Origin of the sequence: Streptomyces sp. NPDC079167 (assembly GCF_040686735.1) — a bacterium.
Taxonomy (GTDB): domain Bacteria; phylum Actinomycetota; class Actinomycetes; order Streptomycetales; family Streptomycetaceae; genus Streptomyces.
In genome coordinates, this window is sequence record NZ_JBFBLO010000007.1 from 130,195 (window position 1) to 153,832 (window position 23,638).

The 23,638-nt window shown below is 71.7% G+C and carries 12 protein-coding genes and 1 pseudogene; 7 read left to right on the forward strand and 6 right to left on the reverse strand.

Features of this window, described 5'->3' with window-relative positions; translation table 11 throughout:
• Positions 1-3 precede the first annotated feature (3 nt).
• The 4 genes and pseudogenes from AB0P41_RS16855 to AB0P41_RS16870 form a co-directional block, all read right to left on the reverse strand.
• Positions 4-660 (reverse strand): response regulator transcription factor, encoded by a 657-nt coding sequence (locus AB0P41_RS16855; protein WP_356711460.1) that lies wholly within the window; start codon positions 658-660, stop codon positions 4-6.
• Positions 657-1,965 (reverse strand): annotated as a pseudogene (locus AB0P41_RS16860) (sensor histidine kinase). Before AB0P41_RS16860 ends, AB0P41_RS16855 begins: the two are co-directional and overlap by 4 nt.
• A gap of 20 nt (positions 1,966-1,985) precedes the next feature.
• Positions 1,986-2,759 (reverse strand): ABC transporter permease, encoded by a 774-nt coding sequence (locus AB0P41_RS16865; protein WP_356711797.1) that lies wholly within the window; start codon positions 2,757-2,759, stop codon positions 1,986-1,988.
• A 2-nt stretch (positions 2,760-2,761) separates the two neighbouring features.
• The gene (locus AB0P41_RS16870) at positions 2,762-3,670 is read right to left on the reverse strand and encodes an ABC transporter ATP-binding protein (protein ID WP_356711464.1); all 909 of its coding nucleotides are present in this window, start codon (positions 3,668-3,670) and stop codon (positions 2,762-2,764) included.
• A 152-nt stretch (positions 3,671-3,822) separates the two neighbouring features.
• On the opposite strand from AB0P41_RS16870, the gene AB0P41_RS16875 reads away from it, so the two are divergent.
• The 3 genes from AB0P41_RS16875 (at position 3,823) to AB0P41_RS16885 (ending at position 10,014) form a co-directional block, all read left to right on the forward strand.
• Positions 3,823-5,625: an ABC transporter ATP-binding protein gene (locus AB0P41_RS16875; RefSeq protein ID WP_356711466.1), complete on the forward strand. Its 1,803-nt coding sequence runs from the start codon at positions 3,823-3,825 to the stop codon at positions 5,623-5,625.
• Positions 5,622-7,493, forward strand: coding sequence for an ABC transporter ATP-binding protein (locus tag AB0P41_RS16880; RefSeq protein ID WP_356711468.1), 1,872 nt, complete (start codon positions 5,622-5,624; stop codon positions 7,491-7,493). The genes AB0P41_RS16875 and AB0P41_RS16880 overlap by 4 nt, the downstream gene beginning before the upstream one ends.
• 472 nt (positions 7,494-7,965) lie before the next feature.
• On the forward strand, positions 7,966-10,014 hold the full coding sequence (locus AB0P41_RS16885; protein WP_356711470.1) for a M4 family metallopeptidase: 2,049 nt from the start codon (positions 7,966-7,968) through the stop codon (positions 10,012-10,014).
• Between the two features lie 103 nt (positions 10,015-10,117).
• Here the strand turns inward: AB0P41_RS16885 and AB0P41_RS16890 are convergent, their stop codons facing one another.
• A complete protein-coding gene (locus tag AB0P41_RS16890; protein WP_356711799.1) occupies positions 10,118-11,791 on the reverse strand; it encodes a SpoIIE family protein phosphatase in 1,674 nt (557 codons plus the stop codon).
• A 326-nt stretch (positions 11,792-12,117) separates the two neighbouring features.
• Positions 12,118-14,796 carry an alpha-glucan family phosphorylase gene (gene glgP, locus AB0P41_RS16895; RefSeq protein WP_356711472.1) on the reverse strand — a complete coding sequence of 893 codons (2,679 nt, stop codon included), beginning with the start codon at positions 14,794-14,796 and terminating at the stop codon, positions 12,118-12,120.
• A gap of 729 nt (positions 14,797-15,525) precedes the next feature.
• Between glgP and AB0P41_RS16900 the strand changes: the two genes are divergently transcribed.
• The 4 genes from AB0P41_RS16900 (at position 15,526) to glgB (ending at position 23,505) form a co-directional block, all read left to right on the forward strand.
• Complete coding sequence (locus AB0P41_RS16900) at positions 15,526-17,622, forward strand: alpha-1,4-glucan--maltose-1-phosphate maltosyltransferase (protein ID WP_356711474.1); 2,097 nt, start codon at positions 15,526-15,528, stop codon at positions 17,620-17,622.
• The gene (gene treS, locus AB0P41_RS16905; protein WP_356711476.1) at positions 17,619-19,325 is read left to right on the forward strand and encodes a maltose alpha-D-glucosyltransferase; all 1,707 of its coding nucleotides are present in this window, start codon (positions 17,619-17,621) and stop codon (positions 19,323-19,325) included. The genes AB0P41_RS16900 and treS overlap by 4 nt, the downstream gene beginning before the upstream one ends.
• 261 nt (positions 19,326-19,586) lie before the next feature.
• Entirely contained in the window at positions 19,587-21,029 is a 1,443-nt protein-coding gene (locus tag AB0P41_RS16910; RefSeq protein ID WP_356711478.1) for a maltokinase, read from the forward strand.
• Positions 21,030-21,078: 49 nt separating this feature from the next.
• Entirely contained in the window at positions 21,079-23,505 is a 2,427-nt protein-coding gene (glgB, locus tag AB0P41_RS16915) for a 1,4-alpha-glucan branching enzyme (RefSeq protein ID WP_356711480.1), read from the forward strand.
• The last annotated feature ends 133 nt before the right edge of the window (positions 23,506-23,638 follow it).

Here is a 23,638-nt window from a genome sequence, read left to right on the forward strand (position 1 = left end):
GTATCAGCCGAGGATGCCGCGCTCGTAGGCGACGGCGACGGCCGCCGCGCGGTCCTTCGCGCCCAGCTTGGCGAAGACATGGGTGAGGTGGGTCTTCACGGTCGCCTCGCTGATGAACAGCTCGGCGGCGATCTCCCGGTTCGAAGTGCCCTTGGCGACGAGCCGGAGCACCTCGCGCTCACGCGTGGACAGCGACTCCTGACCGGGTCCGCCCGGGGCGCGCACCCGTGAGACGAGCCGGGAGGCGACGGCCGGCGACAGCACGGTGCGGCCGTCGGCGGCGGCGCGTACGGCGGTGAACAGCTCGTCGCGGGGCGCGTCCTTGAGGAGGTAGCCGGTCGCGCCCGCCTCGATGGCGGGCAGGGTGTCGGAGTCGGTGTCGTACGTGGTGAGGACGAGCACCTTGGAGCGGGCGCCGAGCCGGGCGAGCTCGGCGATGGCGGCCACACCTCCGCCGCCCGGCATCCGCAGGTCCATGAGGACGACGTCGGGGTCCAGGCGGGTGGCGAGCTCGACGGCGGCCACTCCGTCGGCGGCCTCGCCGAGCACCTCGAAGCCGGGGGCCGAGGCGAACATGCCGCTCAGGCCGTCCCGTACGACGGGGTGGTCGTCGACGAGCACGAGGGTGATGACGCGTGTGGTTCCGGTGGCCTCGTTCATATCGGCTCCAGATTATCGGTCGTGGGGCGCCGGACCAGCGGTACCCGGGCGGAGACGGCGGTGCCCAGGCCGGGCTCCGTCTCCACCTCGACGGTGCCCGCGATCCGCCCGGCGCGGGCCCGCATCCCGCCGAGGCCGAATCCGCCCGTGCCGCTGTGCGGGGGCAGGGCAGTCGGGTCGAAGCCGCAGCCGTCGTCGCGTATGTCCAGGGTGATCTCGTCGCCCATGTAGGAGAGGGTGACGCCCACCCGGGTCGCCCCGGCGTGCCGGGCGGCGTTGGCGAGGGCCTCCTCCGCGATGCGGAGCAGTGTGGCCCCGACCTCGTCGTGCAGCGGTTCGACAGTGCCGGTGACGGTGAACTCCGCGCGTATGCCGGCACGTTCGGCCCAGCCGGTGACCGTCTTCTTCAGCGCCCCGGGCAGGTCGTCGTCCTCCAGCGCGGTGGGCACCAGGTTGCGCACCGAGCGGCGCGCCTCCCCGAGACTGTGGCGGGCGAGCCCCGACGCGCGGTCGAGGTGCTCACGGGCCCGGGCGGGGTCTGTGGGTGGAGGTGCCGGCCTGGAGCTGGGCGATGATCCCGGTCAGGCCCTGCGCGAGGGTGTCGTGGATCTCGGCGGCGAGCCTGCGCCGCTCGTCGGCGACCCCCGCCTCCCTAGCCTGGAGCAGGAGTTGGGCGTGCAGGGTCGCGTTCTCGGCGAGGGCCTGTTCCAGCCGGGTGTTGGTGCGCTCCAGCTCGACGATGGTCTCGGCCTGGATCCGGGCCTTCTCCTCCTCACGCATCCCGACGTACCAGAAGAAAAGGGCGAGAGCGGTGTTGATGACGTACAGTGCGCCGAAGGCGAACCAGTTCATCAGAGAGGCTGGCGGCAGCCCTCCGCTCTGTGAGCCGGCCAGGGTGGCGGCGGTGGTGAGCAGCCCGATGCGGATGGCGCGCTTGGGCAGGAGAGGCTCGACGTCGAAGTAGCCGAGGGCCGCGTAGATCGCGAAAAACGGGTTGAGCCATGACAAGGCGAAGGCCAGGACGGTCCGCAGAGCGTAGTAGGCCACTGCGGCCGGCGCTGCCGGCGCGGTACGCGGGCGAGCCCAGCCCCATACGGCCTGGAGCCCGTACGCCGCCGCGACCAGCGCCCCGGTCACGTACATCTCGCCACGGGTCATGAGCAGGTCGGCGGCGACGGCCGAGACGAGGGTGGCCAGGGTGAGGACCGCGTAGGGCCCGTACCGGTAGAACTGCTCCCACCTCTGCTCGACCGTGGTCCTCCCGGCCACCCCGCTCCGCAGCGGCGGCGTACGCGCTTTCGTCATGCCGTCAGTCTCCTCGCCGGTCACTCCCAACGGAACAGACGCGTTGCCACCTTGCCCAGCACGGCGGTCCACAGGGCCATGACCAGCAGATGCGTCCAGCCGGGCCAGTTCCCCGAGGCCGCCTGGTCCATGGCCTGGGAGGCGGCACCGAACGGGGTGAGCTCGACGATCCGGCGCAGCAGGTCCGGCATGGTCTGGACGGGCACCCAGACCCCGGCGGTGAACATCATCAGCAGGTAGGCCACCGAACCGACGGCGGTCGCGGCCTTGGACGTCCGGGACAGTGCGCAGATGGTCGCGCCCAGGGCCAGGACGCACGCGACGGCGAGGAGGAGTGCCAGCAGGTAGCCGGGCACCTGCCCGGGCAGCCGCACGCCGAAGGCGGTCCGTCCGACGGCCATGACCAGTACCGCCGAGCCCAGTGAGGCCGCGCCGTGCAGCACGATCTGCGCGGCGAGCAGGGCCGAGGGGCGCACCGGGGTGGCCGACATCCGGCGCAGGATGCCGCGTTCGCGATAGCCGGTGAGGACCGGCGGCATGGCCTGCAGACCGGCCATGATCATCGCCAGCAGGACGGCCACAGGTACGTACAGGTCGATGACGCTGCGGCCGCCGAGGGTGTCGTCGGCCTCCCGGAACGACGGGATCAGGCCGAGGATCGTCATCAGGGCCGTCGGGAAGACGAGGATCCAGAACAGGCTGCCGGGTTCACGCAGGAAGAGCCGGGTCTCCGTCCTGAGGACGGCGGCGAGCGGGGTGGGGCGGGAGGCGGTCGTGGTGACGGTCGTGGTCATGGTCATGAGGCCTGTTCCGTGAGGTCGAGGAATACGTCGTCCAGGCCGGCCTCGACGACGCGCAGCTGCCGGGCGGTGACGTGGTGGCGGGCGAGCAGCGTGATCACGGCGTTGGCGGTGTCGTCCGTGCCGTGGATGACGACCCGGCCGCCGGGATCGGTCACGTCCACGGAGACGGCGCCCGGCAGCGCCTCGAGTTCGGCGTACGCGATCGGCTCCGAGGGTGTGAAGGAGATGGCCGTCGATCCCGCGGCGCCGCCGATCAGCCCGCCGGGAGTGTCGAGCGCCACGACGCGGCCCTTGTCGATCACCGCGACCCGGTCGCAGAGCCGCTGGGCCTCCTCCATGAAGTGGGTGACCAGCAGGACCGTCACCCCGCTGTCCCGGATCTCCTCGATGAGCCGCCAGGTGTCCCGGCGGGCCCGGGGGTCGAGGCCGGTGGTCAGTTCGTCCAGCACGACCACGCGCGGGTTCCCGATGAGGGCCAGCGCGATGAACAGGCGCTGCTTCTGGCCGCCGGACAGCTTGGCGAACCGGCGGTCGAGGTGGTCGTCGAGACCGAGCCGCGCAGCGAGCGCCAGGGGATCGGCGGGGCGCGGATAGAAGGCGCTGTAGAGCTCCAGCGCCTCGCGCACGGTCAGTTTGGGCTGGAGCTCGCTCTCCTGGAGCTGCGCGCCCAGCAGCCGGGTGACGGCCCGGCGGTCCACGGCGGGGTCGAGTCCGGCGACGCGGACGCTGCCGGAGTCGGGGATCCGCAGTCCCTCGACGCATTCGACGGTGGTGGTCTTGCCGGCCCCGTTGGGGCCGAGGATCCCGAAGATCTCCCCCTCGTCGACGGTGAAGCCCACCCCGTCGACCGCGGGGCGGCCGCCGTAGGCCTTGTGCACCCCGTGTACTTCGATGATTGCCATGTCCGTAAGAATTCCGGCGGGCGGGCGGCGCCGGTATCCGCCGTCACGCCCGTACGGCATCAGCCGATCGGTTGACCGGTCACTGCGACCAGCGGCGTGTGACCGGAAAACCACGTGAGGGATGTCAGTGGTGAACCATAGGGTCGGTCCTGATGCCCGAAACACTTGCAGAGCCCACGGACCGGTCCGCCGTGCGCTCCCTCCTGCGCCTGTGGCCCTATGTCAGACCGGTGCGTGCGCGCTGGATCAGCGCGGCGCTCGTCGCGGTTCTCGCGTCCTGTCTCGCACTGGTGATCCCGCTGGTCCTGAAGTGGATGGTGGACGGTCCCGTCGCGGACCGCGACCCGGGCGGCGTATGGCTGGGGGCGTTCTGGCTGCTGCTGCTGGGGATCGTCGAGGCCGGGCTCTTCGGGCTCCGCCGGTGGCTCGTGGCCCGGCCGCTGGCCGGCGTCGAGGCGTCGATGCGTGCCGACCTCTACCGCCATCTCCAGCGGCTGCCGGTGGCGTTCCACGACCGCTGGCCCTCGGGGCAGCTGCTTTCGCGCGGCACGACGGACCTGATGCTGCTGCGGATGTTCCTGGCCTTCCCGCTGACGTTCCTGCTGGTCAACGCCACGACGATTCTGGTCGGTTTCGTCATCCTGTTCGCCCAGGAGTGGTCACTGGGGCTGGTGCTGCTCGCGCCGGCCGTCCCGCTGATGGTCCTGTGCTCGCTCTTCGAGACGAAGTACGCCCTGGTGGCGCGCAAGGCCCAGGACCAGGTCGGCGATCTGACGACGGTCGTCGAGGAGAGCGTGCTGGGCATCCGGATCGTCAAGGGCTTCGGCCGCAACCGCAGCCAGGCGCTGGCCTTCCGGGCGCTCGCGCGGCGGCTGCGCACCACCGAGCTGGGCAAGGCCCGGCTGCTCGCGGGGATCTGGGCGCTCATCACGGCCATCCCGGAGCTGGCGATCGGTGCGGCGCTGGTGCTCGGCACGATCGAGGTCGCGGACGGCAGTCTGTCCGCGGGCACCCTCGTCGCGTTCCTGTCGACGGCCCTGGCGCTGCGCTGGCCGGTCGAGTCGATCGGCTTCCTGCTGGCGATGAGCCAGGAGTCGGCGACGGCAGCCGACCGCTACTTCGAGGTCATGGACGTCGCGGAGGAGCCGGAGTCCGGGGCCCCGGGGGAGGCGTCCCGGAAGGCCGGTGAGGGCATGGTCTTCGAAGGCGTGGAGTTCCGCTACCCCGACGCCGAGCCCGGTTCACCGCCGGTCCTGGCCCGCATCGACCTCCGGATCCGGCCCGGCGAGACGATGGCCCTGGTGGGCGCCACGGGCTCCGGGAAGACGACCCTGACCGCTCTCGTCCCCCGGCTGCACGAGGTCACCGCCGGCCGCATCCTGCTGGACGGCGAGGACATCGCGGCCATCGAGCGGCCCCGGCTGCGCGAGCTGGTGTCGGTGGCCTTCGAGGAACCCACCCTCTTCTCGGCGACCGTCGGGGAGAACGTACTGATGGGCGCGGAGGGCGCGGGCGAACAGGAGTTGCACCGGGCCCTGTCGGTCGCGCAGGCCGACTTCGTGCACGAGCTGCCGCAGGGCGTCGACACCCAGGTCGGCGAGCAGGGGCTGAGCCTCTCCGGCGGTCAGCGTCAGCGCCTCGCGCTGGCCCGCGCCGTGGTCGGCCGGCCACGCTTCCTGGTGCTCGACGACCCGCTCTCCGCCCTGGACGTCCATACGGAGACGCTGGTGGAGGCGGCGCTGCGGCGGGTGCTGGAGGAGACGACGGCCGTGGTCGTCGCCCACCGGCCGTCCACGGTGATGCTGGCGGACCGGGTGGCCCTGCTGTCCGAGGGCCGGATCAGCGCCGTGGGTACCCATCAGGAACTCCTGCGCACCAACGCCGAGTACGCCTGGCTGATGTCCGGCGACCGGAACACCGGTGTTCTCGTCCCCGAGGAGGGCAGCACCCGATGACCAGTACGACTGCCGACGGCCCCGCCCTCGCCGACGAGGACCTTCCCGGGAGGGAACCCGGTCCCGCCGGGGGCGACGGGGACGCGTTCGACGCCGACGCCCTGCCCGCTCCCCCGGGCGCCACCCGGGCGCTGCTGACCTCCCTGCTCGCACCGCTTCGGGCCAGGGTGCTCGTGGCCTCCCTCCTGCTGCTCGTCCAGCAGGCCGCCGTGCAGGCGGGGCCGCTGCTCGTCGCGTACGCCATCGACAGCGGTGTGCCCGCGTTCCGCGACCACGACTACGGCCCGTTGGCCGCCGTGGGCATCGGGTACGCGGTGTGCTCGGTCGGTGCGGGACTGCTCCAGTACGCCTTCATCCGGGCGGCCGCCCGGATCAACCAGGACGTGCTGCTCGATCTGCGCGGCCGGATCTTCCGGCACGCGCAGGCGCTGAGTGTGGACTTCCACGAGCGCTACACCTCGGGCCGGCTGATCTCCCGCTCGACCACGGACGTGGAGTCCCTCCGGGAGCTGCTGAGCGAGGGCCTCCAGGAGCTCATCGGCGTAATCCTGTCGTTCGTCTCGATCTCCCTGATGCTGCTCTGGCTCGACCTCGGCATCGGCGCCATCGCCGTGGCGTCCTTCGCCCCGCTGTACCTGCTGGTGCGCACCTACCGGCGCCGGGCGGCCAAGGCGTACTCGGCGCGTTCGTCGGCGATCGCGGCGGTCATCGTGAAGTTCGCCGAGACGATGAACGGGATCCGCCCGGTGCAGGCGTTCCGCAGGGAGCGCGCCAACGACGAGGACTTCGCGGTGTTCAACCGCCGTCACGAGCGGCGGAACGGCGACGCGCTGCTGGAGATGGCCCGTTACGTCGTGGGCTCCCGGCTCGTCGCCAACACGGCGGTGGCGGCGATGGTGCTCTGGGGCGCCCACCGGGTGGCGTCGGACACGCTGGCGCTCGGTGTGCTGGCCGCCGCGGTGCTCTATCTGCGGCGGCTGTACGACCCGATCGACCGGCTCGCGATGTTCCTCAACTCCTACCAGTCGGCGGCGGCTTCGCTGGAGAAGATCGCGGGTCTGCTGGCGCAGACACCCTCGGTGCCCGAGCCCGTGGCCCCGAAGGCGCTGCCGGCCCTCGCCGGCGAGCACCCGGGCCGGGAGGTCGTCTTCGAGGGGGTGCGGTTCGCCTACCGCACGGGCGGCGAGGTCCTGCCGCGCTTCGATCTGACCCTGCCCGCCGGCCAGACCGTGGCCGTGGTCGGTTCGACGGGTGCGGGCAAGTCGACGCTGGCCAAGCTGCTGGCGCGCTTCTACGACCCGACGGAGGGCCGGGTCCTCCTGGACGGCGCCGATCTGCGCGAGCTGGCGACGGCCGAGCTGCGGCGGGGCGTGGTGATGGTGACCCAGGAGGCGTTCCTGTTCTCCGGGACCATCGCGGAGAACATCGCGATCGGCCGCCCGGAGGCGACACCGGAGGAGATCGAGCACGCGGCCAAGGCCATCGGGGCGCACGACTTCATCAGCTCCCTGCCCGACGGGTACGACACGGATGTCCGTAAGCGGGGAGGCCGGATCTCCGCAGGCCAGCGCCAGTTGGTGGCCTTCGCGCGGGCGCTGCTCGCGGACCCGGCGGTGCTGATCCTCGACGAGGCCACGAGTTCGCTGGACATCCCCGGTGAGCGGGCGGTGCAGCGTGCGATGGACACGGTCCTGCACGGCCGCACGGCGGTCGTGATCGCGCACCGCCTGTCGACCGTGGAGATCGCGGACCGGGTCCTGGTGATGGAGCACGGCCGGATCGTGGAGGACGGCTCACCGGCCGAACTCATCGGCGGTACGGGGCGGTTCGCGGGCCTGCACCGCGCGTGGCGGGAGAGCCTGGCCTGAGGGCTTCGACGACGACGGCGCCGCGCCGCGCCCCGGCCGTGCCTCCCCGGCCCGGGGGCTCGCGGCGCCCGCCGGCCGGCCTGCCACGCCCGGCCCCATGCTGCACGCACCGGGCCACTCTCCCGCTCCGGCCCGGAACCGGCCATACCCTCACGCCGTCTCAGCCCGTGGTCCCGTCCGCTTCCGCCCGCACGCGCCGGGTCCGGAGGCTACCGACGGAAACCCCTCTCTGCCCTGCGATGTACGGCGGATGACGATCCCAGCAACCTCCTGCGCCACACAGACGACACACGGCGAAACGTCCGCTTAACGAACATGACCATTCCGGCAACGGACGACTTCCGGCCAATGTGTTGACGCGGTCCTGACATACCCCTGTTCCGGCTGACACTCTTCCCCCGTTCCACGCACCGCCTGCTCTGCCCGGCCGGCTCACCCAGTCGACCGGCTCCCCCTCGCAGAAGGAGTCCGCGTGAGACCCACGCCCAGCCGTCGTGCCACCGCGACCGGCGCTCTGATCGCAGCAGCAGCCCTCCTCGCCGTCGGAATGCAGGGCGGTGCCGCAACGGCCGCCCCCGAAGCCGCGAGCGCCGCCCCGGCGGCCGCGGTGAAGGGCGCCGACCCCGGCGCGCTCCCCGCGAAGCTCTCCCCCGCCCAGCGCGCCGAACTGCTCCGCGAGGCCAACTCCACCAAGGCGGCCACCGCCGAGGAGCTCGGTCTCGGCGCCACGGAGAAGCTCGTCGTCCGCGATGTCGTCAAGGACGTCGACGGCACCACGCACACCCGCTACGAGCGCACGCTCGGCGGCCTCCCCGTCCTCGGCGGCGACCTGGTCGTGGCCGAGTCGAAGTCCGGCACGACCGAGGGCGTCAGCAAGGCGTCCAGGGCGACCGGCGCGCAGCTCAAGGCGGTCGGCACCACCGCGGACGTCGCACCGGCCGCCGCCGAGAAGCAGGCGATCACCGCGGCCCGGGCCGACGGATCGAAGAGCACCGAGGCGAGCAAGGCCCCGCGCAAGGTCGTCTGGGCGGCGAGCGGGACCCCGCAGCTCGCCTACGAGACCGTGGTCGGCGGCCTCCAGCACGACGGCACCCCGAACGAGCTGCACGTCATCACCGACGCCTCCTCCGGCGCGAAGCTCTACGAGTGGCAGGCCATCGAGAACGGCACCGGCAACACGCAGTACAGCGGCACGGTCACGCTGGGCACCTCGGGCTCGGGCAGCTCGTACAACCTGACCGACTCCGCGCGCGGCAACCACAAGACGTACAACCTGAACCGGGGTACCTCGGGCACCGGGACGCTCTTCTCCGGCACCGACGACGTCTGGGGCAACGGCAGCCCGTCCAACGCCGAGACGGCGGCGGCCGACGCGCACTACGGCGCCGCGGAGACCTGGGACTTCTACAAGAACGTCATGGGCCGAACCGGCATCAAGGGCGACGGCGTCGGCGCGTACTCCCGCGTCCACTACGGCAACAGCTACGTGAACGCCTTCTGGTCCGACAGCTGCTTCTGCATGACGTACGGCGACGGCAGCGGCAACGCCGCGCCGCTCACCTCGCTCGACGTGGCGGCACACGAGATGACGCACGGCGTCACCTCCAACACGGCCGGGCTGAACTACAGCGGTGAGTCGGGCGGTCTCAACGAGGCCACCTCGGACATCTTCGCGGCGGGCGTCGAGTTCTACTCGGACACCGCCGAGGACCCGGGCGACTACATGGTCGGCGAGAAGATCGACATCAACGGCGACGGTACGCCCCTGCGTTACATGGACAAGCCGAGCAAGGACGGCGCGTCCAAGGACTCCTGGTACTCCGGCCTCGGCGGGGTCGACGTCCACTACTCCTCGGGGCCGGCCAACCACTTCTTCTACCTGCTCTCCGAGGGCAGCGGCGCCAAGACCGTCAACGGTGTCTCGTACGACTCCCCGACGTCCGACGGGCTCCCGGTGACCGGCATCGGCCGGGACAAGGCGCTGCAGATCTGGTTCAAGGCGCTCACCACGAAGTTCACCTCCACCACGAACTACGCCGCGGCCCGCACCGGCACCCTCGCCGTGGCCGGTGAGCTGTACGGCACCACGAGCGCCGAGTACGCCGGAGTCGCCAACGCCTGGGCCGCCATCAACGTGGGCTCCCGTCCCGGCGGCGGCACCGACCCCGACCCGGGCGGCACGGTCTTCCAGAACACGACCGTCAAGGCCATCGCCGACCGGAGCACCGCCAGCTTCCCCGTCGTCGTCAGCGGAGTCTCCGGCAAGGCGCCCAGCGACCTGTCGGTGGCGGTGAACATCAGCCACACCTACCGCGGTGACCTCGTCCTCGACCTGGTCGCCCCGGACGGCACGGCCTACCGCCTGAAGAACTCCTCGTCGAGCGACTCCGCGAACGACGTGGTGGCGACCTACACGGTCAACGCGTCGTCCGAGACGGCCAACGGCACGTGGAACCTCAGGGTCCAGGACGTCTACTCGGGCGACACCGGCACCTTCAACAGCGTCAAGCTCACCTTCTGAGCCCCGTACGGGGACGCTGACCAGGGCGTCGCCACGGAACGCGCGCAGGCAGCAGCGGAACAGCCCCGGGGAGTGCCTCCCCGGGGCTGTTCCACCTCTCAGTTCAGTGCGGGGGGTTCCCGTCCCGGCCGGGGATGTTCTGCTCGGCCCAGACGATCTTGCCGGTCGCCGTACGGCACGAACCCCAGCTGCGGCACAGCAGGTTGATGAGCTGGAGCCCTCTGCCTCCCTCGTCGCTGAGGTCGGCGTGCTGGATCTGCGGCAGGTCGGGCCCGGTGTCGGCCAGCTCCACCTGGAGCCGCTCGTCGCAGAGCAGCCTGAGCCGGCCGGGTCCGCCGCCGTAGCGCAGGGCGTTGCCGACCAGTTCGCTGACCACCAGCTCGGTCACATCGGCGAGTTCGTCCAGCCCCCAGCTCGCGAGCTGCTCGGTGACCAGCTTGCGGGCGGTGGAGGCGGGGTTGCCCTCCGTCGGCAGGTCCCACTCCCGCAACCGCACGTCGGGGGTGAGCTCGTGGCCCCCCGCGACCAGCAGGACCGCCTCGTCGAACCGGCCGTCGTCCTGGCGCGGCGAGGTGAGCGGGCCGCCGGCGTCCAGTTTCGCGGGCGCCATCGCCGCCACGGAGGCACGCAGGCCCTCCAGTTGTACGTCCACGTCGTCGGTGCGGGTCTTGATCAGCCCGTCGGTGTAGAACACGAGCCGGCCGCCGGCCGGTCCGCGCAGTCTCAGCGGGTCGTACGGGATGACTCCGGCGCCCAGCGGCGCTCCCACCGGCACGTCGGGATAGCGGGCGGTCCCGTCCGCCTCCACGAGCAGCGGCGGCGGATGCCCGGCACTCGCGATCGTGTAGCTGGAGTCCGCCGGGTCGTAGACCGCGCACAGGCACGTGGCGACCTGGTCGTCCTCCAGGTCGCGGGTGGCCAGGTCCAGCCGGGCGAGCAGCCGGTCGGGGGCGATGTCCAGCATCATGAGCGTACGGGCGACGGTCCGCAGCCGGCCCATCGTGGCGGCGGCGGGCAGACCGTGTCCGGTGACGTCGCCGACGACCAGCGCCGTGCGCCCGCTGGGGAGCGCGACCACGTCGTACCAGTCACCGCCCACCCCGTGCGCGTCGACGGCCGGGGCGTAGTGGGCGTGCACCCGCAGCCCCGGGGTGTGCGGTGTGGCGCGCGGGAGCAGGGAGCGCTGGAGCGAGACGACGTGCTCGCGCTCGCGTCCGTAGAGCCGGGCGTTGTCTATGAACACCGCGGCCATCGAGGCGAGTTGGTTCGCGAGTTCCAGGTCGGCCCGGTTGAAGGGCGGGCTGTCACCGGCGCGTACGAAGTCGGCGGAGCCCAGCAGGACCCCGCGGGCTGTCAGCGGCACGGCCATGTAGCTGTGGACACGCTGCCGGCGCATCGCCTCCGCCGCGCTGGGCGTCGGCGCGACGCGCTCGTAGTCCTCCGGGGTCATCCGGCCGACCAGCACGGGCCGGCCGTTGCGCAGGCACTCGGTGGTCAGCAGCGTCTCGCGGCGTTCCCGGCGGTCGACGACCTCGCCCACCGGGGCGGGTTCGAGTTCGTCCAGCGCCGCGATGGCGCGCACGGCCATCGCGCGGGTGACGGGCACCGCCGCGCCGGTGACGCGCTCGCCCTCCTCGCCGCGCAGCACGGACTCCAGCAGATCGACGGCCGCGGCGTCGGCCAGTCGGGGCACGCTGTACGCGGCCAGTTCGCTGGCCGTCCGCTCCAGGTCGAGCGTCGTGCCGATCCGGGTGCTGGCCTCGTTGAGCCAGCGCATCCGGGCCGCGGTGGTGAAGCGGTCGGCCCTCGGCGGTCCCGCGGGTTCGGGCCGGCGGAGGTGCAACTGCCGTGATGTGCCGTTCTGCGCGGCCAGCCGACGGGTCAGGCGTCTCGCTCGGCCTCCGCCGCCGTTCACCGTGCTGACCTCCACTCGCGCCCGGGGGGACGCCTCGCTGTCGTGTCGGTGGCCTCGGGGCCACACCGGCAGGGCTGTCATGTTAGCGAGATCACGCCGGATGCACCCCTGCCGGTACCCGGTGGACCGCAGGGCACGCGGGTGGGCCCGGTGCGCGAGCACCCCGGGCCCACCGTGAGCGGGGGGAGTCAGCGCAGGAGCACCCCGCCGCCGTCGCCCGTGGTCGCGTTCGGCACCGCGACCAGACCCAGCTCCGCCCCCGAGGCGAGCAGCCGGTGCGAGGGCAGGACGCGCACGGTGTAGCCGTAGGGGCCCGTACGGTCGAGGGCGAGCGGGCCCTCGTACAGCCAGCGGTCCTCCAGGTCGTGGCCGCCCGCCGGTTTCAGTGGATACGTCTGGGCCTCCGCGATCGCGTCCGCGGAGTCGACCCGGCCCGCGACCACCTGGACCTCCACGTCCTCCGGGTCGAGGCCGCCCAGAGCGATCCGGACCCGGAGCGCCAGGGTGGAGCCGAGCTCGGCGGAGCCACCGACGACCGTGTCGGCGGAGGCTTCCACGTGGTCGACCGCCACCTGCGGCCAGGCCGCGCGGACCTTGGCCTTCCAGGCGGCGAGCTCGCGGGCGGCCGCCGGCTCCAGCACCCGGCGGGACCGCGCCGCGGGGGCGTAGAGCCTCTCGACGTACTCCCGCACCATGCGGCCCGCGAGGACCTTGGGCCCCAGGGTGACCAGGGTGCGGCGGACCATCTCGATCCACCGCTGCGGCAGGTCGTCGGCGTCGCGGTCGTAGAAGCGGGGGGCGACGCGGTCCTCGATCAGCGCGTAGAGGGCGTTGGCCTCCAGCTCGTCGCGCCGCTCCTCGTCGGTCGCGGAACCGTCGGCGGTGGGGATCGCCCAGCCGAAGTCGGGTTCGAACCACTCGTCCCACCAGCCGTCGCGCACCGAGAGGTTGAGACAGCCGTTGAGCGCCGCCTTCATGCCGCTGGTGCCGCAGGCCTCCAGGGGGCGCAGCGGGTTGTTGAGCCAGACGTCGCAGCCGGGGTAGAGCTTCTGGGCCATCCCCATGCCGTAGTCGGGCAGGAAGACGATGCGGTGGCGGACCCGTGGGTCGTCCGAGAAGCGCACCAGCTCCTGGACGAGCCGCTTGCCGCCGTCGTCGGCGGGGTGGGCCTTGCCGGCGACGACGATCTGGATCGGGTGCGTCGGGTGGAGCAGCAGCTCACGGAGCCGGTCGCGGTCGTGCAGCATCAGCGTCAGCCGCTTGTACGAGGGCACCCGGCGGGCGAAGCCGATGGTCAGCACGTCCGGGTCGAGCACACCGTCGATCCATCCCAGTTCGGCGGTGCCGGCACCGCGGCGGCGCCAGGAGGCGTAGAGACGCTTGCGCACCTCGGTGACGAGCTGCTCGCGCAGCCCTCTGCGGAGGTCCCAGATCTCGCGGTCGGGGACCGCGGTCACGGCGTCCCAGCGCCTGGGGGTGCCCGCCGCCCCGCTGTCGCCGCCGGCCTCGGTGCCGACCTCGGCCCCGGCGAGGGCGTTCTCCGCGCGCTCCGCGCCGAATGTGCCGGCGCCGAGCCGGAGGACCTCGGGCGCGACCCAGGTCGGGGCGTGCACCCCGTTGGTCACCGAGGTGATCGGCACCTCGGAGGGGTCGAATCCCGGCCACAGCCCGGAGAACATCTCCCGGCTGACGGCCCCGTGCAGGGTGGAGACCCCGTTGGCGCGCTGGGCGAGCCGCAGCCCCATCACCGCCATGTTGAAGAGGTCGGGCTCACCTCCGGGGTAGGTCTCCATCCCGAGGCGCAGGATCCGCTCCACGGCGACCCCGGGCAGCTCGCCGTCGTCACCGAAGTGACGGGCCACGAGCTGCCGCTCGAAGCGGTCTATCCCGGCCGGGACCGGGGTGTGCGTGGTGAAGACCGCGCCGGCCCGCACGACCTCCAGGGCGGCGTCGAAGTCCAGACCGGTCTCGGAGAGTTCCCGGATCCGCTCCAGGCCGAGGAATCCGGCGTGCCCCTCGTTGGTGTGGAACACCTCGGGGGCCGCGTGCCCGGTCAGCCGGCAGTAGGTGCGCACGGCGCGCACCCCGCCGATGCCGAGCAGCATCTCCTGCAGCAGCCGGTGGTCGCTGCCGCCGCCGTAGAGCCGGTCGGTGACGTCACGCTCGCCCGGCGCGTTCTCCTCGACGTCGGAGTCGAGGAGCAGCAGGGGGACACGCCCGACCTGGGCCTGCCAGACCGCGGCGTACAGGGACCGGCCGCCCGGCAGGGCGAGCACCACCTTGCTGGGGGTGCCGTCGGCCTCCCGCAGGAGGGTGAGGGGCAGCTCGTTGGGGTCCAGGACGGGGTAGTGCTCCTGCTGCCAGCCGTCCCGGGACAAACTCTGGCGGAAGTAGCCGTGCCGGTAGAGCAGGCCGACCCCGATGAGCGGTACGCCGAGGTCGCTGGCGGCCTTGAGATGGTCGCCGGCGAGGATGCCGAGCCCGCCCGAGTACTGGGGCAGAGCGGCGGTGACGCCGAACTCGGGTGAGAAGTAGGCGATGGCCGCGGGGAGCTCCGCGCCCTGGGAGAGCTGGTTCTGATACCACCTCGGGCCGGCGAGGTAGTCCCGGAGGCCCTCGGACACCTCGGTGAGCCGGCGCATGAAGTGCTGGTCCCCGGCCAGCTCGGCGAGGCGTGCCGCGGGGACGGCGCCGAGCAGACGGACGGGGTCGGCGTCCGCGGGGCGCCAGCCCTCCGGGTCGGCCGCCTGGAAGAGCTGTTGGGTCTCGGTGTGCCAGGACCAGCGCAGGTTGCGGGCGAGGTCGCTGAGCGGTCGCAGGGGTTCGGGGAGGACGGGACGCACGGTGAATCGACGAATGGCCTTCACGTATCCCACCTTTACAGGGGACGTACGGATCCGAGGGGACGCACGACGGTGGGCGCCCTCTCCGTCACCCTCGACGGTAGCGGCGTGCCGCCGTACGCGACCACGGCGCGCGACCGGCTCAGTGGGTACGGCGCGGGGCGGCCCACCCGCTCCGGGTCCCCGTGCCGCACCGCGCGCGCCCTCCCTCCGGCGGCTCCTGGATCTCCCTTGTCACGGGGGCCCCGCCGCCCTCTCGGGACCCTCCCGCCCCATGGGCCAGATGCGCCAGTTACGTACCCTTCTGTCACGGGCGATATGGCTGATTTCCTCACCTCACGCGGACTTGTGGCACCCAGCACCTCAGGGAAGGCTTCGGAGGTGCCCGCTCGTCGGCCGGGGGACCGGCGCGCGGCCCACAGCGCGTGCTCCGGTTGCACCCAGGAGTTGACACACCGCCGGGTTGGCCGCCCGAAAACGGTGGGAAGGCTCCCCCGGGAACGACCTGGCACCAGGTCGAGAGCCCCGCGCTGCACATCCTCAGGTGCCCCGGTCGGAGCACGGATCCCCCGCGCGCCTGCCATTCGAGTGCCATTCGAGTGAACGCGGACAGGAGCGGCCATGCCCACAGCCCGCCAGCCGACAACCGAGCAGCTACAAAGGACGCAACCCCACCATCGCGGCGCGCGCGGTCAGCCCTTCACGCCCACGTCGCACGCCGTGCATGCCGAGCTCCGACCCCCAGGTGATTCCATGATCGGTCGCATTCCCGTCCTGGACGTCCGTCCGCTCGTCGACTGCGGCAGGCGGCCCGCCAAAGCCGTCGCGGGCGAGACCTTCGAGGTCAGCGCCACCGTGTTCCGCGAGGGTCACGACGCCGTGGCCGCCAATGTCGTCCTCTGCGACCCGGCCGGACGGCCCGGCCCCTGGACGCCGATGCGCGAGCTCGCCCCGGGCACGGACCGGTGGGGCGCCGACGTCACCCCGGGGTCGGAGGGGCACTGGACGTACACCGTCGAGGCGTGGAGCGACCCGGTCACCACCTGGCGCGCCCATGCGCAGATCAAGATCCCGGCGGGCATCGACACCGCGCTGGTGTTCGAGGAGGGGGCCGAGCTCTACGCCCGCGCCGCCGAGGGCGTGCCCAAGAAGGACGGCCGCGAGGCGGTGCTGGCCGCCGTCGACGCGCTGCGCGACACGCAGCGCCCGGCGGCCTCCCGGCTCGCCGCCGCGCTGACCGCCGAGGTGGACGAGGCGCTCGGCCGCCACCCCCTGCGCGAACTGGTCACCGCGTCCCGGCCGCTGCCGCTGACCGTGGAGCGCCGGCGCGCCCTGTACGGCTCCTGGTACGAGATGTTCCCGCGCTCCGAGGGTGCCCGGCCGGAGCCGGTGGAGCCCCCGAAGCCCGCCCGCAAGCCACGGGCCACGAAGACCGCGAAGACGGCCGCGACCGGCAGGAAGGCCCCGGCTGTTGTCACCGAGCAGCTCCCGGCGCCGGCTCCCCGGATGCTCAGCGGCACGTTCCGGACCGCCGCCGAGCGGCTTCCGGCCGTCGCCGCGATGGGGTTCGACGTCGTCTATCTCCCGCCGATCCACCCCATCGGCACCACCCACCGCAAGGGCCCCAACAACAGCCTCACCCCCGGGGCCGACGACCCGGGCGTGCCCTGGGCGATCGGTTCGGCCGAGGGCGGGCACGACGCCGTCCATCCGGATCTCGGCACGATCGAGGACTTCGACCACTTCGTCGCGACGGCCCGCACGCTGCGGATGGAGATCGCGCTGGACTTCGCCCTCCAGTGCTCCCCGGACCACCCGTGGGTGACGGAGCATCCGGAGTGGTTCCACCACCGCGCCGACGGGTCCATCGCCTATGCCGAGAACCCGCCCAAGAAGTACCAGGACATCTATCCGATCGCGTTCGACAAGGACCTGCCCGGGATCGTCGCGGAGACCGTGCGCATCCTGCGGTACTGGATGGGGCACGGCGTACGGATCTTCCGCGTCGACAACCCGCACACCAAGCCGGTGGTCTTCTGGGAGAAGGTGATCGCCGACATCAACCGGACCGACCCGGACGTGATCTTCCTGGCCGAGGCGTTCACCCGGCCCGCGATGATGCGCACGCTGGCCTCGGTCGGCTTCCAGCAGTCCTACACGTACTTCACCTGGCGTAACACGAAGCAGGAAATCACCGAGTACGTCATGGAGCTTTCGGGCGAGAGTTCCTCGTACATGCGGCCCAACTTCTTCGTGAACACGCCCGACATCCTTCCCGGTTACCTGCAGGACGGCGGCCGTCCCGCCTTCGGTGCCCGGGCCGTGCTGGCCGCGACCCTGTCCCCCTCCTGGGGCGTGTACGCGGGCTTCGAGCTGTACGAGAACACCCCGGTGCATCCCGGGAGCGAGGAGTACCAGGACTCCGAGAAGTACCAACTCAGGCCCAGGGACTGGGAGTCGGCGGAACGTGAGGGCCGCTCGCTCGCTCCCCTGATCACCTCCCTCAACAGGATCCGGCGTCGCCATCCGGCGCTCCAGCAACTGCGCGACGTCCACTTCCACTCGGTCGACAACGAAGCGCTGATCGCATACAGCAAGCGCTCGGGTTCGGACATCGTTCTGGTGGTCGTCAACCTCGACCCTCACCACACCCAGGAGGCCACGGTCTCGTTGGACATGCCGCGTCTCGGCCTCGACCGGCACGAGAGCGTGCCGGTGCGCGACGAGCTCACCGGCGACACCTATCACTGGGGCAGGACCTTCTATGTGCGTCTGGAGCCGGGCGTCACACCCGCGCACATCGCGGTCCTGCGACCGTCCCCGCCGACCGGAGGGTCACCCACACCATGATCGTCAATGAGCCTGTCCACGACCTGTTCGAGGACACTCCCGCCAAGGACCGCGATCCCGACTGGTTCAAGCGCGCCGTCTTCTACGAGGTACTCGTACGGTCCTTCCAGGACTCGAACGGGGACGGCGTCGGTGACCTCAAGGGCCTCACCGCCAAGCTGGACTATCTGCAGTGGCTGGGCGTCGACTGCCTGTGGCTGCCGCCGTTCTTCAAGTCACCTCTGCGCGACGGTGGTTACGACGTATCCGACTACACGGCCGTGCTGCCCGAATTCGGCGACCTCGCCGACTTCGTGGAGTTCGTCGACGCCGCGCACCAGCGCGGCATGCGCGTGATCATCGACTTCGTCATGAACCACACGAGCGACCAGCACGACTGGTTCCAGCAGTCCCGCACCGACCCGGACGGGCCGTACGGCGACTACTACGTCTGGGCCGACGACGACAAGCAGTTCCCGGACGCACGGATCATCTTCGTCGACACGGAGACGTCCAACTGGACCTTCGACCCGGTACGCAAGCAGTACTACTGGCACCGGTTCTTCTCGCACCAGCCCGATCTCAACTACGAGAACCCGGCGGTGCAGGAGGAGATCATCTCGGCCCTGCGCTTCTGGCTGGACCTCGGAATCGACGGCTTCCGCGTCGACGCCGTGCCCTACCTCTACCAGCGCGAGGGCACGAACTGCGAGAACCTCCCGGAGACCCACGGCTTCCTCAAGCGGGTCCGCAAGGAGATCGACGCCAACTACCCGGACACCGTGCTGCTGGCCGAGGCCAACCAGTGGCCGGAGGACGTCGTCGACTACTTCGGCGACTACACGGCCGGCGGCGACGAGTGCCACATGGCGTTCCACTTCCCGGTGATGCCCCGCATCTTCATGGCCGTACGGCGTGAGAGCCGCTACCCGGTCTCGGAAATCCTGGCGAAGACCCCGGCGATCCCGTCCGGCTGCCAGTGGGGCATCTTCCTGCGCAACCACGACGAGCTCACGCTCGAGATGGTCACGGACGAAGAGCGCGACTACATGTACGCGGAGTACGCCAAGGATCCGCGGATGCGGGCCAACATCGGCATCCGCCGGCGTCTCGCGCCACTCCTGGACAACGACCGCAACCAGATCGAGCTGTTCACGGCGCTGCTGCTGTCGCTGCCCGGCTCCCCGATCCTCTACTACGGGGACGAGATCGGGATGGGTGACAACATCTGGCTGGGCGACCGTGACGCCGTGCGCACCCCGATGCAGTGGACGCCCGACCGCAACGCCGGTTTCTCCTCCAGCGACCCGGGGCGGCTCTACCTCCCCACGATCATGGACCCGGTCTACGGCTACCAGGTCACCAACGTCGAGGCGTCGATGGCCTCGCCGTCGTCGCTGCTGCACTGGACGCGTCGGATGATCGAGATCCGCAAGCAGAATCCCGCCTTCGGACTCGGTTCGTACAGCGAACTGCCGTCGTCGAACCCCGCGGTGATCGCGTTCACGCGTGAGTACAAGGACGACCTCGTGCTGTGCGTCCACAACTTCTCGCGGTTCGCGCAGCCGACGGAGCTCGATCTGCGGGCCTTCGACGGGCGTCATCCGGTGGAGCTGATCGGCGGGGTGCGCTTCCCGGCCGTGGGTCAGTGGCCCTACCTGCTGACCCTCGCGGGGCACGGTTTCTACTGGTTCCGGCTGCGGAAGGACGCTCCGGTCGCCTGACCGGAGACGGTGGACGGCTGACGGCGCCTCACCTCCGGGGCGCCACCCGCGGGGCGGTTTCCGCCGCCCCGCACGGGGCACTCTCCCCGATATCGAGCACTTCCTGGCTCTTCCGGGCACTTGTGGCCCATTGATCGAGCATTGATCGAGTCCATACGGACATTTCCTCACCCGACACGTCCCGCACAGCCGGACAGCCATTGCCGCAATCCGGGACACTCTTCGCATCCTGTGGTGTGCCCGGGGAAAGGACGCGATGCCATGTCGGAGGCTGCATCCACTCGAGTCGCCCTGGCGAAGAGCACAACATCAAGAAAGACGACAAGAAGACATTCGACGAGCGACACGGGCACCACCGCCCTGCTGCCGTCGCTCGCCCCGCTGCTCCACGAGTGGGTGCCCCGGCAGCGCTGGTTCGCGGGCAAGGGGCAGCCCGTCACCGGCTTCTCCCTCGTCGCGGCCACCGAGATACTGCCTCTGGACGCCGCGGGCGCGGGCCCCGGTCTGCTGCATCTGCTCGTCCGGGTGCACCAGCCGGGCGGCCGCCCCGCCCCCGCCCAGGGGGACTGCTACCAGCTGCTGCTCGGCGTGCGCACCACGCTGCCCCCGCGCCTGGCCGGAGCCCGCATCGGGCAGGTCACGGACGGGCCGCTGGCCGGCCGCACCCTGTACGAGGGGCTGCACGACCCGCGCGTCGCCGACCTCCTGCTGGAACGATTCCGTAACCCCGGGTCACTCGGCCCCCTCCGCTTCGACCGGGCGGAGCCGATCCCGCCGGGCCTCACCCCGCGCGTCCTGGACGCCGAGCAGTCCAACTCCTCGCTCGTCTTCGGGGACGCCTTCATCCTGAAGATCTTCCGCAGGGTCTTCCCCGGCACCAACCCCGATCTCGAACTTCCGCTCGCGCTCGGCCGCGAGGGCTGCGGCCGGGTGCCCGCCCCGGTGGCCTGGTTCGAGGCGACGACGAGCCCGGAGCCGCTCACGCTCGGGGTGCTGCAGCCCTTCCTGCGCGGCGCACAGGACGGCTGGCAGCTGGCGCTCGCCGCGCTGGCCGCCGGACGGGACTTCGTACCGGAGGCGCACGCGCTCGGCCGGGCCACCGCCGAGGTGCACACCGCCCTCGCCGCCGCGTTGCCGACGCCGCCCCTGGCCCACGACCGGACCAGGGACCTGGTGGCCGGGATGGTGGAGCGGCTGGAGGCCGCCGCCCAGGCGGTCCCCGCCCTCGTCCCGTACGTGCCGGGGCTGCGCACCGCCTTCGACGCGGTCGCGGCGCTCGGGGACGCGGAGTGCGGCTGGGCGGCGCAGCGGATCCACGGGGACCTGCACCTCGGCCAGACCCTGCGGGGGGACGACGGCTTCTGGTCGCTGATCGACTTCGAGGGCGAGCCTGCCAGGCCGCTGCCCGAACGGCGCGCCCCGCAGCCGACCGTGCGTGACGTCGCGGGGATGCTCAGGTCCTTCGACTACGCGGCCCGCTCGCACCACCCGTGGAACCCCGAGTGGGCGGCCCGCTGCCGTGCCGCGTACTGCGAGGGCTACGCCCGCGCGGCGGGTTCCGACCCACGCGCCGAGCCGGAGTTGCTGCGCGCCCACGAGACCGACAAGGCGGTGTACGAGGTGCTGTACGAGGCCCGCCACCGTCCCGACTGGCTGCCGGTCCCGATGGCGGCCATCCAGCGCCTGGCCGGCACGACCGTGTGACCTCCGCTCCCACCACCCACCCCCCGAGCCTTTCGAGGAGGCAGTCTCTGTGACCGCCCGCAAGCCGTCCCGCAAGCCGTCCGATCCCATCGAGGTCCCTCCCACGGCCAAGCCGGTGACCACCGAGGTCACCGCGCCCGCCGCGGCTCCCGTCCCCGCCGAAGCGTCCGCGGACGCCTCCGCGGACGGGCCCCCGCCGCCCCCGGCTCCCCCGGTGAAGCGCGCCCGGGCCAGGAAGACGACGGCCGCGGCCGCCGGCGCCCCGCCCCGCCCCCGGCGCGGCGGGGGCAGCAAGAGCGTGCTGCCCGCCACCGCCCTGGACGAGGCGGACCGGGGCCGGCTGCTCGCCGGTGAGCACCACGATCCGCACGGGCTCCTGGGTGCGCACCCGACGTCGGGCGGCGTCCTCTTCCGGGCTCTGCGCCCCTACGCCCGCTCGGTGACGGTGCTGGCCGGGGGCAAGCGGGCCGAGCTGCAGAGCGACGGTGACGGCTTCTTCTCCGGGATCCTGCCGCTGCCCGCCGTGCCGGACGGATACCGCCTCCAGGTCGCGTACGACGACAACACGATCGAGGTGGACGACCCGTACCGCTTCCTGCCCGCCATCGGCGAACTCGACCTGCACCTGATCGGCGAGGGCCGGCACGAGGAGCTCTGGAAGGCGCTCGGCTCGCAGCCGATGGAGCACCAGGGGGTGTCCGGCACCCGGTTCACCGTCTGGGCGCCGAACGCGCGCGGGGTCCGCGTCACGGGCGACTTCAACTACTGGGACGGCACGGCCTTTCCCATGCGCTCGCTCGGCTCCACCGGTGTCTGGGAGCTCTTCCTCCCGGGCGTCGGCGAGGGCGCCGTGTACAAGTACGACATCTGCCGGCCCGACGGCTCGCACACCCAGCGGGCCGACCCGATGGCCCGGCACACCGAGGTCCCGCCCGCCACCGCCTCGGTGGTCACGGCCTCGCGCCACGAGTGGCAGGACGCGGACTGGATGGCCCACCGGGGCGACCGGCCGGTCCACGAGTCCCCGTTCTCCGTCTACGAGATCCACCTCCCCTCCTGGCGGCCGGGCCTCAGCTACCGCCAGCTGGCCTCGCAGCTCCCCGCCTACGTACGCGAACTCGGCTTCACGCACGTGGAGTTGATGCCGGTCTCCGAGCACCCCTTCGGCGGCTCCTGGGGCTACCAGGTCACCGGCTTCTACGCACCGACGTCCCGCATGGGCACCCCGGACGACTTCCGCTTCCTGGTCGACGCGCTGCACGCGGCGGGCATCGGCGTCCTCATGGACTGGGTGCCGGCGCACTTCCCGCGCGACGACTGGGCGCTCGCCGAATTCGACGGCCGCCCGCTGTACGAGCACTCCGACCCGAACCGGGCCGCACACCCGGACTGGGGCACCCTGGAGTTCGACTACGGCCGCAAGGAGGTCCGTAACTTCCTGGTCTCCAACGCCACTTACTGGTGCGAGGAGTTCCACATCGACGGGCTGCGGGTCGATGCCGTCGCCTCGATGCTCTACCTCGACTACTCCCGCGAGGACGGCCAGTGGTCGCCGAACGAGTTCGGGGGCCGGGAGAACCTTGACGCGGTCGCCTTCCTCCAGGAGATGAACGCGACGGTCTACCGGCGCAATCCGGGCGTCGTCACGATGGCGGAGGAGTCGACCGCCTGGGACGGGGTCACCCGCGCCACGGACCACGGCGGTCTGGGCTTCGGCCTGAAGTGGAACATGGGCTGGATGCACGACTCCCTCGTGTACATGTCCAAGGAGCCCATCCACCGCAAGTACCACCACAACGAGATGACCTTCTCGATGGTGTACGCCTACAGCGAGAACTACGTGCTGCCGATCTCGCACGACGAGGTGGTGCACGGCAAGCAGGCGCTGGTCACCAAGATGCCCGGCGACTGGTGGCAGCGGCGGGCCAACCACCGCGCCTACCTCGGTTACATGTGGGCCCATCCGGGCAAGCAACTCCTCTTCATGGGTCAGGAGTTCGCCCAGGGCGCGGAGTGGTCCGAGGGCCACGGCCCCGACTGGTGGCTGCTCGACGAGACGTACGAGGCCTCCGGCGACCACCGGGGCGTGCGCTCCCTGGTCACGGACCTCAACGCGGTGTACGGCGCGCTGCCCGCGCTCTGGCAGCGGGACACCTCCCCGGAGGGCTTCAGCTGGATCGACGGCGGCGCGGCGGAGGACAACGCGTTCGCGTTCGTCCGCTACGACGCGGACGGATCACCGCTGATCGCCGTCTCCCACTTCTCCCCGGTGGTGCGGCAGGACTACCGGATCGGTGTGCCGGACGGCCCGGAGACCTGGGTCGAGGTCCTGAACACGGACGCGGCCCGATACGGCGGCAGCGACGTGCGCAACGAGGAGCCGCTGAAGCCGGAGGCCGTACCGGCGCACGGCAGGGACACCAGCATCACGCTGACGCTCCCACCGCTGGCGACGGTCTGGCTGCGGCCGGCCTGACGGACGGGGAAGGGGCGGTGCACCCGGAGGCTCGGTGTACCGCCCCTCTTCCCTCGACAACGCCTCCCCCTCGTCGCGTTACCCTTCGGCGTGCACAAATCAGCAGCAGCGGCCCGTGGAACGAGCGGTCCAC

Excerpts from the sequence above, each read along its gene's own strand:
- AB0P41_RS16900 (WP_356711474.1), top strand. The coding sequence starts at position 15,526 with ATGATCGGTCGCATTCCCGTCCTGGACGTCCGTCCGCTCGTCGACTGC.
- AB0P41_RS16865 (WP_356711797.1), bottom strand. The coding sequence starts at position 2,759 with ATGACCACGACCGTCACCACGACCGCCTCCCGCCCCACCCCGCTCGCC.
- AB0P41_RS16870 (WP_356711464.1), bottom strand. The coding sequence starts at position 3,670 with ATGGCAATCATCGAAGTACACGGGGTGCACAAGGCCTACGGCGGCCGC.
- treS (WP_356711476.1), top strand. The coding sequence starts at position 17,619 with ATGATCGTCAATGAGCCTGTCCACGACCTGTTCGAGGACACTCCCGCC.
- AB0P41_RS16875 (WP_356711466.1), top strand. The coding sequence starts at position 3,823 with ATGCCCGAAACACTTGCAGAGCCCACGGACCGGTCCGCCGTGCGCTCC.
- AB0P41_RS16855 (WP_356711460.1), bottom strand. The coding sequence starts at position 660 with ATGAACGAGGCCACCGGAACCACACGCGTCATCACCCTCGTGCTCGTC.
- AB0P41_RS16890 (WP_356711799.1), bottom strand. The coding sequence starts at position 11,791 with ATGCGCTGGCTCAACGAGGCCAGCACCCGGATCGGCACGACGCTCGAC.
- AB0P41_RS16880 (WP_356711468.1), top strand. The coding sequence starts at position 5,622 with ATGACCAGTACGACTGCCGACGGCCCCGCCCTCGCCGACGAGGACCTT.
- AB0P41_RS16910 (WP_356711478.1), top strand. The coding sequence starts at position 19,587 with ATGTCGGAGGCTGCATCCACTCGAGTCGCCCTGGCGAAGAGCACAACA.